The sequence below is a fragment of the Hymenobacter sp. IS2118 genome (assembly GCF_000715495.1).
Lineage (GTDB): Bacteria > Bacteroidota > Bacteroidia > Cytophagales > Hymenobacteraceae > Hymenobacter.
The window spans coordinates 1-13,606 of record NZ_JNLX01000098.1 but is presented as its reverse complement, the minus strand read 5'-3'; the positions used below and the strand labels follow the sequence as shown (position 1 = coordinate 13,606).

Here is a 13,606-nt window from a genome sequence, read left to right as displayed (position 1 = left end):
TCCGGTTTTCCCGTCGCGACAGTTTTTTCATGTTTACTCGCATTGCCAGCGGTCTGCTGGTAGCCGGCCTGTTGGCCCTGGCGGCCCCCGCCGCCCACGCTCAAACCACCAAAAAATCATCTGCCGCAAAATCTGCCGCTGCCAAAAAAGCGGCGGCTAACCGCGCCACTGCTGCTAAAGCTGCTGCCGCCAAAGCCACCGCCGCCAAAGCTGCAGCGGCAAAAGCGGCCGCCGCCAGTGCCGCTGTCGCTACGCCCGCACCCGCCGCCGCGCCCCTCACCGAATCGATGGCAAGCGCGGGCATCAAAGACGCGCTAAATAAGGGCATCATCAAGGCCGTTCAGTTCGCCTCCGAACCCGATGGATTCAACTTGAACGATGAGATTCACATTCCCTTTCCCGAGGATGCCCTCCTGATGAAAACGACTCTGAGCCGCTTTCCGGGCATGAATACGCTGGTGGAATCCTTCGAAACCCAGCTCAACCGGGCCGCCGAGGCCGCCGCGCCCAAAGCCAAAGAGATTTTCCTCAACGCACTTACCATTATCAGTATTTCGGATGCTTTGACTTTGGTAACCAGCAGCTCGACGGATGCTGCCACGCAGTTTCTGCGCAAGTCCACCGAAGCGCAGCTTATCGCGGCATTCAAACCGGATATCAGCGCGGCCATCGACCAGGTAGGCGCGGGCAATGCGTATAAAAAAATGACCAGTCAGTACAACCGCATCCCGCTGATGACGCCCGTGCAGACGGACCTATCGGCCTATACCACCCAGAAAGCGGTAGACGGGCTGTTTATTCTGCTGGCCAACGAGGAAGTAAAAATTCGTAAGAACCCCGCCGCCCGCACCTCCGACATCCTCAAGCAGGTATTCGGCAGGTAGTGGTTGTAGTACGTATCCAGCGCATAAAAAATACCCCGACCGAATATTCGGTCGGGGTATTTTTTATGCGCTGGAAATGCAAGCCGAATTAGTAGTCGTCGCTATCGAATTTGCTGCCGCCGCGACTGCCGCGCCCGCTGCTGTAGCCTTCATCTTCGTCGTCCTCGTCGTCGTCAGCAAACTCGTCGTCGTCATCGTTGAGGCTGGTGAAGGCGCCCCGTTCGGCGTTTTCGGCCCGCTCAGCTTCCACAAATTCTTCCTCGGTCATGTTGGCCAGGTCGAGGGCTTCATCGTGCGTGGAGCCGGTGTCAGTCCACATCAGGTAGTCCGCGTATTTGGCCGAAAGACGGTCTTCGGTGTTGCCAAGGGCCGCGGCGCCGCCTTTTGAGGCGTAAGAGTCCAGGTTATCGTCGTCGTCGAGCAAGTCGTCGTCCAGGTCGTCGTTATCTATCATGGCCGGGGCGGTTATAATTAAAGTGGAGAATTGGGCCTAAAGCGGCCGCGAAGATACGGAACGAGCGGATTCAGGGTTAAGCCCGGTCCGGTTTCATCGTTTTAAAACGCGGCTCAACTACCGGAATCGGGTGTTTCGACGGGGTGCTTAACTACGTGTGGTTTTATTGAATTAGCCAACTGAACCTGTAAATTAATTAATGGTTATAAAGAAGCCGGCTGATAGCTGGTGACCAATAGCTGTTCATTGCAAAACGCGTATTCGGCCGGCACGTTGGAGCTTAATAGTAGCGTGCGGCCGGCGCGAGTAGCCTGCACGTGCTCCTGATACCAGGCCACGCCCGTTTCGTCGAGGTTGGTGGTGGGCTCGTCGAGCAGGAGCAGCGGAGCGTCAGCATACAGGGCCAGCGCCAGCTTTAAACGTTGTTTCATGCCCGACGAGAACTCGCGCACCAGCCGGTGGCGCGCTTTTTCGAGGTACATCAAATCAATCAGCTTGTCCAGCGTCATGTCCGGCCGGAAGGGTTTGAACTGGCTGTGGAAACGCAGCAGCTCCAGCAGCGTCAATTCTTCCAGCAACTCCAGGTACGGAGCCGCGTAGGCCAGGTGCTGCGGCAGGTCCTCCACGGCTACCGTGCGGCCGCTAAGCTGGTAGGAAATCGCACCTTCGGTGGGCAGCAGCTGGCCGGAAATGGTGTTGAGCAGCGTGCTTTTGCCGGCGCCGTTGGGCCCGAGTACGGCGGTGGCACTGCCCGGCGCAAAGGTGCGCGTGAGCCCCCGGTAAATCCAGTCGCGCTGAAAGCGCTTGCCCAGGCCGGTGGCGGTAATTAGCAATTAGTAATTGATAATTAGTAATTAATAATTCTGGGGCGCAGAAAGTGTTTTTAGTCCAGCTGGGTTTCGTCGTACTTGTCGCGCTTGGGACCTTTGATGATGCCCCGAGAAGCCGCCCGCACAAAATCCAGCGCAAGCTCCCGCTCCGGCGAAGGAGTGATTTCGGCCTCGATGCGGGCAATGGCATCCTGCGTGTTCATGCCACCCAGGAAAAGCAGGCGGTAAAGGTTGTGCAGGTCCGTGACCTGCTGCTCGCTGTAGCCGCGGCGACGTAGCCCCACCGAGTTCACGCCGGCATAGGTGAGGGGTTCGCGGGCCGCTTTGATGAACGGCGGAATGTCCTTCCGCACCAGCGAGCCGCCGCCCACAAAGGCGTGCGCCCCAATGCTTACAAACTGATGAATGGCCGAGGTGCCACCCAAAATGGCCCAGTCGCCCACCGTCACGTGTCCGGCAATCTGCACCGAGTTCGAAATCACGCAATAGTCGCCGATGATGCAATCGTGGGCTACGTGCACATAGGCTTGCAGCAGGCAGTGAGTACCCACCACGGTGCGGCCCCGGTCCACGGTGCCGCGGTTCACGGTCACGCACTCGCGCAGCACGGTGTAGTCCCCAATTTCAACCGTGGTGTGCTCCCCGGCAAACTTCAAATCCTGGGGCACTGCGCTTACCACCGCACCCGGAAAAACCTGGCAGTGCGCCCCAATGCGCGCGCCATTCATTATCGTCACATTCGGCCCTATCCACGTGCCCTCCCCAATCTCAACATCGGCCGCTATGGTCGTGAAGGGTTCGACGGTGACGCTCGGCGCGAGCCGAGCAGAAGGGTGAATAGAGGCGAGGGGAGAAATCATGTTGGGTTAATTAGTAATTAAAAATGAGTAATTATGAATTAGGTAGTGGAAGGAAATATTATTTACCAACCGCTAATTATTAATTACTAATTATTAATTGAAAATCTAAGCGTCTTTGCGAACGATAGCCGCACTCATTTCTGCATCCATCACCACTTTACCGTTCACAAATGCCTGGCCCCGCATTTTGGCAATGCCGCGTTTGATAGGAGCTAACAGCTGGCAGTGGAATAAGATGGTGTCGCCGGGCAATACTTTTTTGCGGAAGCGGCAATTCTCGATGCCCAGGAAGTACTGCCAGTAGTTTTCGGGGTCGGGCACGGTATTCATCACCAGAATGCCGCCCGTTTGGGCCATTGCTTCCACTTGCAGCACACCAGGCATCACCGGGTTGCCGGGAAAGTGGCCCTGAAAGAACGGCTCGTTCATGGTCACGTTCTTCACCGAAGTCACCATCTGGTCGTCGAGGTGAATGATTTTGTCAATCAGCAGGAAGGGGTAGCGGTGGGGCAGCACCTGCATAATGCGGTTGATGTCCATCACTGGCTCGCGGCTGGGGTCGTACTGCGGCACGGGGTTGCTGTGGGCCTCAAGCATCTTCTTTTTGATGCGTTTGGCGAAGGCCACGTTGGCGGCGTGGCCGGGGCGGGCGGCCAGAATCTGGCCTTTCAGGGGCCGGCCTACCAGGGCCAGGTCACCCACGAGGTCGAGCAGCTTGTGGCGGGCGGGCTCGTTTTTGTGGCGCAGGTCCACATTGTTCAGAATGCCTTCTTTCTTGACCGAAACGCGGGGCTTGCCCAGCATTTTGGCCAGGTCGTTGAGCTCCTCGTCGGTCACCACGCGGTCCACTACCACGATGGCGTTGCTGAGGTCGCCGCCGCGAATGAGGTTGTTTTTGTAGAGCATTTCCAGCTCGTGCAAAAAGCAAAACGTGCGCGAGGAGGCAATTTCTGCCCCAAACTGACCGATGTCGGCCAGCGTGGCGTGCTGCGAGCCCAGCACCGGCGAGTTATAGTCCACCATCACCGTGAGGCGGTAGTCGGACAGGGGCAGGGCCGCAATTTCCACGCCCCGGGCATTATCGACGTAGCGAATACTCTCCGGGATTTCGTAGTAGTTGCGCAGCGCGTTCTGCTCTTCCAGACCCACCGATTCGAGGGCTTTGACGAACTCGGCCGAGGAGCCGTCCATGATGGGCGGTTCGGGGCCCGAGAGCTGAATGAGCACGTTATCAAGCTGCATGCCCACCAAAGCCGCCAGGGTGTGCTCTACCGTATTGATGCGGGCCCCGTTCTGCTCGATGGTGGTGCCGCGGCTCAGGTCCACCACATTGTCCACGTCGGCGTCGACAATGGGCTGGCCGGGCATGTCCACGCGCTGAAATTTGTAGCCGTGCCCCACGGGCGCGGGGCAAAACGTCATGGTCGCCTCCACGCCCGTGTGCAGTCCGATGCCGCGCACGGTAACCGGCGCCTTAATAGTGTGTTGCTTGTCGTTCATTTGATAGCTGTTAGCTATTGGCTGTTAGCTGTTAGCCTTTTCTTCGCGCAATTGAATGCAGATAATTGAGCAGTGCTAACAGCTAAGGGGCAAATAACGCCCCCCGCTAATAGCTAACAGCTCAAACCTGACTGCAAAGCTAGGGCTTTTCCGCCGCGTTTTTCGCCTTCTCCAAGCGCTCCAGGCGCTGTTCCAGCTCAGGCAGGCGGCGAAAAACGATTTGGGCACGTTGGTTTTGCTTGAAATCGAAGGCCGTGGAGCCTTGCAGAATCAGCCCTTCCTGCTTCACGTTTTTGCCCACGCCCGACTGGGCCGTAACGGTCGTTTTGTTGGCCAGCGTGACGTGGCCGGCCATGCCCACCTGCCCGGCCAGCACGCAGTGGTCGCCAATTTTGGCCGAGCCCGCAATGCCGGTCTGGGACGCGATGACCGTATGTTGGCCAATTTCCACGTTATGAGCCAGCTGTACCAGGTTGTCGATTTTGCTGCCCCGGCCCACGCGGGTGGCGCCCAGGGTGGCGCAGTCTATCGTGGCATTGGCCCCGATGCTCACGTAGTCTTCCAGCACCACGTTGCCGATTTGGGGAATGGCCTTGTAGGAACCGTCGGGCTGGGGCGCAAAGCCGAAGCCGTCGGTGCCCACCACGGCGCCCGCTTTCACCACGCAAAACTGCCCGATAACGGTGTCAGAATAGATTTTGGCACCCGCGTGGATAATACTGCCCGCCCCAATCGTGACCCGGTCGCCGATGTAGGCATGCGGAAAAATCAGCACGTTTTCGCCCAGCTGGCACTGCTCGCCAATGTAAGAAAAGGCGCCCCGGTAGTGCCCCGCCCCAATTACCGAAGTTTCGCCGATGTACGATGGTTGCTCCACGCCGCGCTTGCCAGTGCGGGTGGCCTGCGCGTAAAATTCCAGCAGCTGGCTGAACGCCGAATACGGGTCTTCAACGCGAATCAGCGTTGGTCGAACTGTCTGGCGCAACTCCAGCGTCCGGCCCACGATGGCCGCGGAGGCACTGGTTTCGTACAAAAACGACTCGTATTTGGAATTGGAAAGGAACGTAAGCGAGCCGGCCTGGGCTTCTTCAATTTTGGCCAGGCTCGAAATCCGCTGGGTCGCGTCGCCTTCCACGGTGCCGCCGAGCACCTCGGCGATTTGCTGAATAGTAAATTCCATAGCGGGCAAAAGTAGTGGTGAGTAGTGAGTGGTTAGCGGTTAGTGGTTAATTGAGGCATGAAAAGGCATTGACCACTTACCGTTACCCACTCACTACTATCAAACAATCTCTTTGGGGTAGCAGATGTAGAATTTCTCCACGCGCTGGCTGAGGGCGCGAATGTTGGGCAGGTCGGAAGCATCCATCACGTTCACCACGTCGCCTTTTTTGGTCAGGATTTCGATGGGCTCCTGGCTTTCGGCGTTGTAGGCACTGTTGCTCAGGCGGCCGGGAATCATCAGTAGCTCGGCTTCAGCGGGCGGCAGGTTGAATTTCTCCTCAATCAACTCGCGGATGCCCAGCCGGAACTCCTCATCGAACGGCTCGGGTGCGAGCACGATTTTGAGCAGGTTGCGGTGCAAAATACTCTTGGCCAGGTAGCTCAGCACCACATCCGGGTGGCCGGCCCAGGCTTTAATGGCCGACCAGATATCGTAGTCGTCTAGCTCCACGAAGTGACTGAGGATTTTCTCGTCCTTTTCAAATTCCGCCAGGCTCACGGCCCTGCCCAGGAAGTAGCTCAGGCAGGAGTTTGCGGGCACCTCCACGCCGCGCCGGGCCAGGTCGCGGGCCCGCTGCACGGTGCGAATCACCATTTGCTCGGCGCTGGTCACGGTTTTGTGCAGATACACCTGCCAGTACATGAGGCGGCGGCTCACCAGGAAATTCTCCACCGAATACACGGCTTTTTCCTCCAGTACCAGCCGTTCCTCGTGCACGCGCAGCATTTTGATGAGGCGGTCGGCCCCTGGGCGGCCTTCCTCCACGCCGGTGTAAAAGGAGTCGCGGTTCAGGTAGTCGAGCCGGTCCATGTCGAGCTGGCTACTCACCAATTGATGGAAAAATGGCCGGCCGTAGGTGCCTTTAAAGATGTCGATGGCAAGCGTGAGCTTGCCGTCGAACTCTACATTGAGCCGCTGCATGAGAAAAAGCGAGAGCTGCTCATGTGGCACATCCTGAAAAATGGCGGTTTCCAGAGCGTGGGAGAGCGGGCCATGGCCGATGTCGTGGAGCAGAATGGCCGCCAGCGCCGCTTCACCCTCCGCCGCCGAAATTTTCACGCCTTTGTCCTTGAGCGTGCGCAGGGCCAGCGACATGAGGTGCATGGCGCCCAGCGCGTGGTGAAAGCGCGTGTGCAGCGCCCCCGGATACACAAACCCGGTGAGCCCCAGCTGCTGAATCCGGCGCAGCCGTTGGAAATACCGGTGCTCGATGAGGTCAAATAGGAATTCCGTCGGGATGGTGACGAAGCCGTACACCGGGTCGTTAAAAATTTTCTTTTTATTCATGAGGGGCGTCAGCGGCACGCCAACGGGGTATCAATAGGAATCGTGCTGCAAAAGAACAACAGCCGCATGAGGTTTGGCCGGTGTGGGCAGGCGTGGCGGGCAGCTGCCCTGCCGAGTCCCTGCGAAGTGAACCCTTTGGAGCATGCTGGCCCCGCTCGGGTTGAGCGCTCAATAAATCAATAACCAAACCGCCATGTTTACGGTAAAGTGTTATGGCGTGACCGGTGGTCAGGGCACTAGGACCTGCATTCCACCGTTCTACCCGCAAGCTGGACCTTTGTTCGGCAACAATTCACCTGCGAACGCCTCTTACAGCGCGTTCTGCCTAACCGCCATTTTACAGCTGGCGCTATTCTATGCAACAAACCACCATTCTTTGGGCCGACGACGAAATTGACTTGCTCAAGCCCCACTTGCTGTTTCTGAAGGAAAAAGGCTACGACGTGACGCCCGTGAACAGCGGCGCCGATGCCATTGAGGAAATTCAAGAGAAGAGCTACGACCTGGTGTTTCTCGATGAGAACATGCCTGGCCTTACCGGCCTGCAAACCCTCACCGAAATCAAAGCCATCCGGCCCACCGTGCCCGTGGTAATGATTACCAAGAGCGAGGAAGAGCACATTATGGAGTCGGCCATCGGCGCCAAAATTGCCGATTATCTCATCAAACCAGTGAATCCGAGCCAGATTCTGCTGTCGGTGAAAAAGGTGCTCGACAACAAGCGTCTCGTGAGCGAAGCCACTAACAGCGGCTACCAGCGCGACTTCCGGCAGCTCGGCATGCAGCTTTCCGACCGCCTAACGCCCGCCGAGTGGGCCGATGTGTACAAGAAGCTGGTGTACTGGGAGTTGGAAATTAACGAAACCGAAGGCAAAAGCATGGCCGAAGTCTTCAACATGCAGAAGGATGAGGCCAACACCTACTTCGGCCGCTTCATCACGGAAGATTACGAGGATTGGGTGAACGGCGACGACAAAAACGCGCCGCTCATGTCGCACCAGCTGTTTAAGGAGCGGGTGTTTCCGACCCTGAAAGCCACCGGCGACACGCCCGTGTACTTCGTGCTGATTGACAACCTGCGCTACGACCAATGGAAGGTGCTGGAGCCCATCATCACCGAAATGTTCACCGTGGACAGCGAGGAGATGTATTACGCTATTTTGCCCACCACCACGGCCTACGCGCGCAACGCCATTTTCTCGGGCATGATGCCGAGCGAGATTCAAAAGAAATACCCCAACCTGTGGGTAGACGACCAGGACGACGAGGGCAAAAACCTGCACGAAGCCGAGTTCATGGAAATTAATTTCCAGAAGAACAACCAGAAGGTGAAGCACAGCTACCACAAGGTAACCAACCTGCAGGCCGGCAAAGACTTGCTGGGCAAGATGAGCAACCTGCACAACAACTACAAGTGCAACGTCATCGTGTACAACTTCGTGGACATGCTCTCGCACGCCCGCACCGACATGGCCATGATACGCGAGCTGGCGGCCGACGAATCGGCCTACCGCAGCATCACCCGCTCGTGGTTCCTGCACTCGCCGCTGTATGAGATGATGCAAACCATTGCCGATAAAAAAGGCAAGCTCATCATCACCACCGACCACGGCACCATCCGCTGCAAGCGCCCCTACAAGATTGTAGGTGACCGCAACACGAACACCAACCTGCGCTACAAGCACGGCAAAAACCTGGGCTTCGAAGACTCGCGCGACGTGTACGTGGTGCGCAAGCCGGAAAGCATTTTCCTGCCCCGCGAAAACGTGAGCACCGCCTACGTATTCACCATCGGCGACTACTTCTTCGCCTACCCCAACAACTATAACTACTACGTGAACTATTACAAAGACACATTCCAGCACGGCGGTATCTCGCTGGAGGAATGTATTATTCCGTATGTGACGCTCACGGCGAAGGGATAGCAAAAGGCAGTATCATTTTGTTGCCGGCTGCAGTTTTTTTAACTGACGCATGAGCGTTTAAAAGAGTAAGGGGACGCCAGTTATGGCGTCCCTTTACTCTTTTAGGTTCTCAATACTGCTGTGGCAGTGCTGACGGGGAAAGCGCACCGCTGTTGCAGTAGCGGTCTGTTGAATCCGGGGTCAGGATATATGTACGGCGGATATAAAAAATTTGCGAATGACGTTTGGCTCTTCGCAGTAAGTGCATACATTTGGCTGTCAGTAGTTTCAGGTCCTGTTAGTCTACCCCTAATACACCACCGTATGAAAATTGGAGCCGTGCTGCTAAAGGCGCGCAAAGCTCGTCGACTTTCGCAAGCCGAAGTTGCCGAACAATTGGGGGTTTGCCAAAGCGCCTACTGCGGCTGGGAGAGCGACCGTTCGATGCCCAACGCACGCTACTACCGGCCTCTCACCGCTTTGTTCGGGATGGAGCTCCAGGACTTGTTGCCGGCCGATTTAGCCCAGGCGGCTTCTCCTTCATCCATTGTGTCGTCGGTAGATACTGTTCAACCGAGTTCGAACGATGAACTGGTTACCGCTCAACGCGAAGCAATTGCCCTGCAAAAGCGGTGGATAGCCCACCTTGAGAGTGAAAACGAGCGCCTCCGCCAACAGTTACCGGACTAGGAAGAAACACCGCGGCAGGAGCGGCAGGATATATATTATCACACAGGCGCAGTGTTTTATCATTGTAGTGTTCGAATATATAATTGAATAGATTGCGGCCTGTTGAGAAGCCGACCAAATTTGTTCCAACGCTTGCCGAAGGAACGATGTCTGCCCCCATTACCCAATCTGCTCCTAAAGTTACTCCCTCGACCCTGCGAATAGCGGGCGCTACCGACGTGCCATCGCGGGTCGTTAGTCCACCAAGAAAGCGGGTACTATTCATTCCGGCCTCCATCCGTAGCCATGTTGTTCCCACGCTGTTCGTAGCGGGACTATTGGCGGCGGAGTACGATGTTTTCTACGCCGTGACTAATTCGGTCCTGGCTACAATCGTGTCGGAGAATGGCTTTACGCCTGTTCTGAACAGAGCATTGTGGGTAAACTTTGGTATGGAGTCCCAATACCTGGAATCGCAGGGGCGTAGCGCGGGGTTTTGGCCGGTTGTGCGGGCAGTGTGGACCAACGAAATCTATTGGCAACGAAAGCTGGAATTGGACGCGCTACTGGACCAGGTGAAGCCGGCCGTCGTTATTATCGATATATTTAGTAGCGCGGATTTTCTGGTGCTGTATCGGTACCGGAGTACAGTTCAGCTATTGTTTTGCAATCCGATGCTTTCTACCTATCGGGTAAGCAACTTCCCGATTGTTTCCGAAGCCAGTTGGTTCTCAGCGCCGCCGCCGGTTAATCAGCCCGCAAGGTTCAATTCACGCAATGTGCTGCGCAACCCTGGCGCTGCAGTATTAGAAGTTGCTGTGCGCCATCAAACAGCAAAGCTAACGCAGTTGGCCGGCCTAACGGCAGAACATCAATTAGTTGATACTGTCTTTTCCCGTCTTGTTACCAATGTGCCGGAGTTAGTACTGGCACCGTTGGAATTCGAGCTGTCGCCGGAAGTGAAAAAGCCCAACCAGCATTACCTGGGCCTGTGCATCCGGGATACGCGCATCGATACCGAGCTGGATGCTGCGTTCGAGCAGCGGTGGCCCGAAATTCTGGCCCGGCACCACGCGGGGCAACGGCTGGTTTATTGCAGCTTCGGTACATTCTACACGGGCTCCGACAGGGCGCTACTCACCTTTATCGCCACCCTGCTGGAAGCAATTGGTACCGTGCCCGATACGCAATTGGTATGCTCGGTCAACGGCTTGGTCGTGGAAACATTGCAGGCGATGTACGCCGCATTGCCGAATGTTTATTTTTTTCGGCGCGTGCCCCAACTCCTGGTGCTGGAACGTGCTGATGCGCACATCACGCACGGCGGGCTGGGCTCCGTGAAAGAGAGCATCCGCCATGGCGTGCCAATGCTGGTGTATCCCTTGGATATACACTACGACCAGCCGGGCAATGGCCTTAAAATAGAGCATTACGGGCTGGGGCTGCGCGGCGATTTTGAATGGGAACGCCCCGCCACTCTAAGAACCAAGCTACTGCGGCTTCTGGAAGACCCGGCATTCCGGGCAAGCATCGCCCGCTTCCGGCAAACGTGTGCGGTGCGGTACCCCGATGAAAAAGTGAGCGAAGTACTCCGAACCCTGCTAACCGTTGCCGCGCCATGAATCTGACTGCCCCCCAAAAAAATGCCGTTTCCGGCTTGGATATGCTCCTGCGCCTGAGTCAGGTGCGGGTGACGCGCGCCACGCTACAAGAAAAACTGTGGCAGCACCCGGATTTCCCGACGCTGACCGCCCTGAGCGATACGCTCGACGAGTTCAGGGTGGAGAACATGGCTGCGCACCTCACGGCCGACCAGTTGCCCGAAATACCGCTGCCGGCGCTGGCGTACCTGAGTAGCGAAGGGGGCTTTTTTGCCCCCGTGCGCGCCACCGCCGCCAACACCGTGGAGTGGTGGCACAACAAATGGGGCTGGCAGAAGGACAGCACGGCTCAGTTTAGCCAGAAATGGAACGGCGTGATGCTGTTGATTGAGCCCACCGAACGGTCGGGGGAAGCCGGCTACGCCCAAAGCCGAAAAAAGCAGCTGGTCAAAAGCCTGCGAATTCCTTTTGTGGTGCTTAGCCTGCTGGTTTGCCTGGGGGTATGGGCTGGCGTGTCTCAGCTGCCCGTGGCCGGGGCGCCGCAGTACTATGTGCTGCTGCTGTTGAAACTGGCGGGCCTGTTGGTCAGCAGCCTGCTGGTGTGGTACAGCCTGGACGCGGACAACGTTTTTCTGCGGAGCCTTTGCCAGCTTAATTCCCGCACCAGTTGCAGCTCTGTGCTGAATACCCCTGCCGCTCAATTGTTTGGCTGGCTCAGTTGGGCGGAAGTCGGACTGCTCTACTTCAGTGGTGGACTGCTGTCGCTGCTGCTTTTTCGTGCGAACCCCTCGGCTTTGTACCCGCTCTTATTTGTGTTTTCTATCGCGTCATTGCCCTACACGGTGTGGTCGGTGTATTACCAGTGGCGGCGGGTGCGGCAGTGGTGCGTGCTGTGTCTGGCCGTACAAGCACTGCTGTGGCTGGAGTTCGGCGTGCAGTTTTATTTTCAGCGGCAAATTTCCTGGCCCGCGACCTTCGGCCCTGCTGAAACAGGGCTGCTGGTTGCCGGATTCTTACTGCCGGCAGCAGTGTGGGCCTTCATCAAGCCCACCTGGGCCAAAGCGTTGCGCGTTGAGGGCTTGCAGCAGAGCCTGCAAAAAATCAAGTTCGACCAGGGCTACCTGGAATCATTGGGCCGACGGGCGCGGACGTTGCCACCCATTTTCACGGGCATGCGTGTGCCCACGCTGGGCAACGCCGACGCGCCGCATACCCTCATTGTCGTTACCAATCCCACTTGTGCGCTATGCGCACGGGTACACTCGGAAATTGAAGCGTTGATGGCCGAATTGGAGGACGTCTGTTGTCAATTTATTATTGCCGTCGAGCATCGGCCTGGGGATGCGGGGGATGCCGTAGCGTGCCGGGTATTGAGCCGGTCCCACGAGGAAATGCCGCTGGCTTTGCACCAATGGTACGAAACGCCCCGACTAGCAGAATGGCTTAAAAAAACGCCAGGGCCAGGTGAAGAGGATGGAACAAATCAGGTTGAATTGCATCAACGGTGGTGCGAGCTGGCTGGAGTGGATACGACCCCGACTATCTTTTTCAATGGCGTTGATATGCCACGCCACTTTGCGGTTGTGGAGTTTAGAAAATTGATTAAGCAGTTGAGAGAGCAAATGGAGACAATGGGTTAACCTGAATCAGAATCACAGCTAATTACGGGCGTTATGACGTTAAAACCTTTGCTAATCGCCAGAAAATGCAATACATACAGCAATAAATATGTTTGCAACCGCGTTTGCGAACATACCAGAAGGGACCTTCCGGGCCCCACTCTACACCCTACATCTCCAATAAGGCCGCCACCCGGAGCGAAAGCATTTCGCAAGTCATTTCCATTATTTTACTTTTTCTTTTTACTCATGAAAACTTCACTCGCAAACTTTGCTGCTGATGCCCTGTCACGGGGCGAAATGAAACGTGTTACCGGTGGTACCTGCTACATACGCGGTGCGTCCGGACCTCTTGCCATGAAAAGTGGCTCTAGTGCCAAATCCACAGCGACCACTTGGCATACCAATTGGTGCTGCGCAAGCTGTAGTTCGACATCCTGGTGCACCGGGTGCTAATATAACTTAAGAGCCTATCCGGAAAATAAGGAAGTTGTAGCCGAGCGCGAGAATTTTGGGGTTACCACACCTAACAAATTTCCCGTTGCGCCCGACTACAACCGAATACGAAGCTACCATACACGCCGATTTTTTGCCTTCTCCCGCACTCTGGGCCGCCGCTGAACCGCTGCTGCCGGAGCCGGCCAGCGGCCCTGGTAAGCGCGGCCGGCCGGCCGCCTGTAACCGCCAAATGTTTTTTGCCATCTACTATATTTTGGTTACGGGGATGCAGTGGAAGGCCTTGCCGCGGTGCTTGGGGGCAACCTCCACGGTCCATG

At 56.6% G+C, this 13,606-nt stretch carries 12 protein-coding genes; 6 read left to right on the top strand and 6 right to left on the bottom strand.

The window, feature by feature from the left end; translation table 11 throughout:
• The first annotated feature begins 29 nt into the window (after window positions 1-29).
• Complete coding sequence (locus GM79_RS08760; protein ID WP_051718684.1) at window positions 30-884, top strand: DUF4197 domain-containing protein; 855 nt, start codon at window positions 30-32, stop codon at window positions 882-884.
• An 88-nt stretch (window positions 885-972) separates the two neighbouring features.
• Here the strand turns inward: GM79_RS08760 and GM79_RS08755 are convergent, their stop codons facing one another.
• The 6 genes from GM79_RS08755 to GM79_RS08730 form a co-directional block, all read right to left on the bottom strand.
• Entirely contained in the window at window positions 973-1,338 is a 366-nt protein-coding gene (locus GM79_RS08755; RefSeq protein ID WP_035562402.1) for a hypothetical protein, read from the bottom strand.
• A 203-nt stretch (window positions 1,339-1,541) separates the two neighbouring features.
• A complete protein-coding gene (locus tag GM79_RS08750) occupies window positions 1,542-2,171 on the bottom strand; it encodes an ATP-binding cassette domain-containing protein (RefSeq protein WP_035562399.1) in 630 nt (209 codons plus the stop codon).
• 50 nt (window positions 2,172-2,221) lie between these two features.
• Window positions 2,222-3,028, bottom strand: a complete 807-nt coding sequence (lpxA, locus tag GM79_RS08745; RefSeq protein ID WP_035562397.1) for an acyl-ACP--UDP-N-acetylglucosamine O-acyltransferase — start codon at window positions 3,026-3,028, stop codon at window positions 2,222-2,224.
• Window positions 3,029-3,133: 105 nt separating this feature from the next.
• The gene (locus GM79_RS08740; protein ID WP_035562394.1) at window positions 3,134-4,528 is read right to left on the bottom strand and encodes a bifunctional UDP-3-O-[3-hydroxymyristoyl] N-acetylglucosamine deacetylase/3-hydroxyacyl-ACP dehydratase; all 1,395 of its coding nucleotides are present in this window, start codon (window positions 4,526-4,528) and stop codon (window positions 3,134-3,136) included.
• 139 nt (window positions 4,529-4,667) lie between these two features.
• Window positions 4,668-5,708 carry a UDP-3-O-(3-hydroxymyristoyl)glucosamine N-acyltransferase gene (gene lpxD / locus GM79_RS08735; protein WP_035562393.1) on the bottom strand — a complete coding sequence of 347 codons (1,041 nt, stop codon included), beginning with the start codon at window positions 5,706-5,708 and terminating at the stop codon, window positions 4,668-4,670.
• A 99-nt stretch (window positions 5,709-5,807) separates the two neighbouring features.
• Window positions 5,808-7,037, bottom strand: a complete 1,230-nt coding sequence (locus GM79_RS08730; RefSeq protein ID WP_035562486.1) for an HD domain-containing protein — start codon at window positions 7,035-7,037, stop codon at window positions 5,808-5,810.
• Between the two features lie 356 nt (window positions 7,038-7,393).
• On the opposite strand from GM79_RS08730, the gene GM79_RS08725 reads away from it, so the two are divergent.
• From GM79_RS08725 to GM79_RS26480, 5 genes are all read left to right on the top strand, one after another.
• Window positions 7,394-8,962, top strand: coding sequence for a PglZ domain-containing protein (locus GM79_RS08725; RefSeq protein WP_035562390.1), 1,569 nt, complete (start codon window positions 7,394-7,396; stop codon window positions 8,960-8,962).
• Window positions 8,963-9,265: 303 nt separating this feature from the next.
• Complete coding sequence (locus GM79_RS08720) at window positions 9,266-9,631, top strand: helix-turn-helix domain-containing protein (RefSeq protein ID WP_035562387.1); 366 nt, start codon at window positions 9,266-9,268, stop codon at window positions 9,629-9,631.
• Between the two features lie 431 nt (window positions 9,632-10,062).
• Entirely contained in the window at window positions 10,063-11,232 is a 1,170-nt protein-coding gene (locus tag GM79_RS24240) for a glycosyltransferase (protein WP_161787142.1), read from the top strand.
• Entirely contained in the window at window positions 11,229-12,851 is a 1,623-nt protein-coding gene (locus GM79_RS08710) for a vitamin K epoxide reductase family protein (protein WP_035562381.1), read from the top strand. The genes GM79_RS24240 and GM79_RS08710 overlap by 4 nt, the downstream gene beginning before the upstream one ends.
• 568 nt (window positions 12,852-13,419) lie before the next feature.
• A partial coding sequence (locus tag GM79_RS26480; RefSeq protein ID WP_161787141.1) for a transposase occupies window positions 13,420-13,606 on the top strand: 187 nt, incomplete at its 3' end.

Excerpts from the sequence above, each read along its gene's own strand:
- GM79_RS08760 (WP_051718684.1), top strand. The coding sequence starts at position 30 with ATGTTTACTCGCATTGCCAGCGGTCTGCTGGTAGCCGGCCTGTTGGCC.
- GM79_RS08755 (WP_035562402.1), bottom strand. The coding sequence starts at position 1,338 with ATGATAGATAACGACGACCTGGACGACGACTTGCTCGACGACGACGAT.
- lpxA (WP_035562397.1), bottom strand. The coding sequence starts at position 3,028 with ATGATTTCTCCCCTCGCCTCTATTCACCCTTCTGCTCGGCTCGCGCCG.
- GM79_RS08740 (WP_035562394.1), bottom strand. The coding sequence starts at position 4,528 with ATGAACGACAAGCAACACACTATTAAGGCGCCGGTTACCGTGCGCGGC.
- lpxD (WP_035562393.1), bottom strand. The coding sequence starts at position 5,708 with ATGGAATTTACTATTCAGCAAATCGCCGAGGTGCTCGGCGGCACCGTG.
- GM79_RS08730 (WP_035562486.1), bottom strand. The coding sequence starts at position 7,037 with ATGAATAAAAAGAAAATTTTTAACGACCCGGTGTACGGCTTCGTCACC.
- GM79_RS08725 (WP_035562390.1), top strand. The coding sequence starts at position 7,394 with ATGCAACAAACCACCATTCTTTGGGCCGACGACGAAATTGACTTGCTC.
- GM79_RS08720 (WP_035562387.1), top strand. The coding sequence starts at position 9,266 with ATGAAAATTGGAGCCGTGCTGCTAAAGGCGCGCAAAGCTCGTCGACTT.
- GM79_RS24240 (WP_161787142.1), top strand. The coding sequence starts at position 10,063 with ATGGAGTCCCAATACCTGGAATCGCAGGGGCGTAGCGCGGGGTTTTGG.
- GM79_RS08710 (WP_035562381.1), top strand. The coding sequence starts at position 11,229 with ATGAATCTGACTGCCCCCCAAAAAAATGCCGTTTCCGGCTTGGATATG.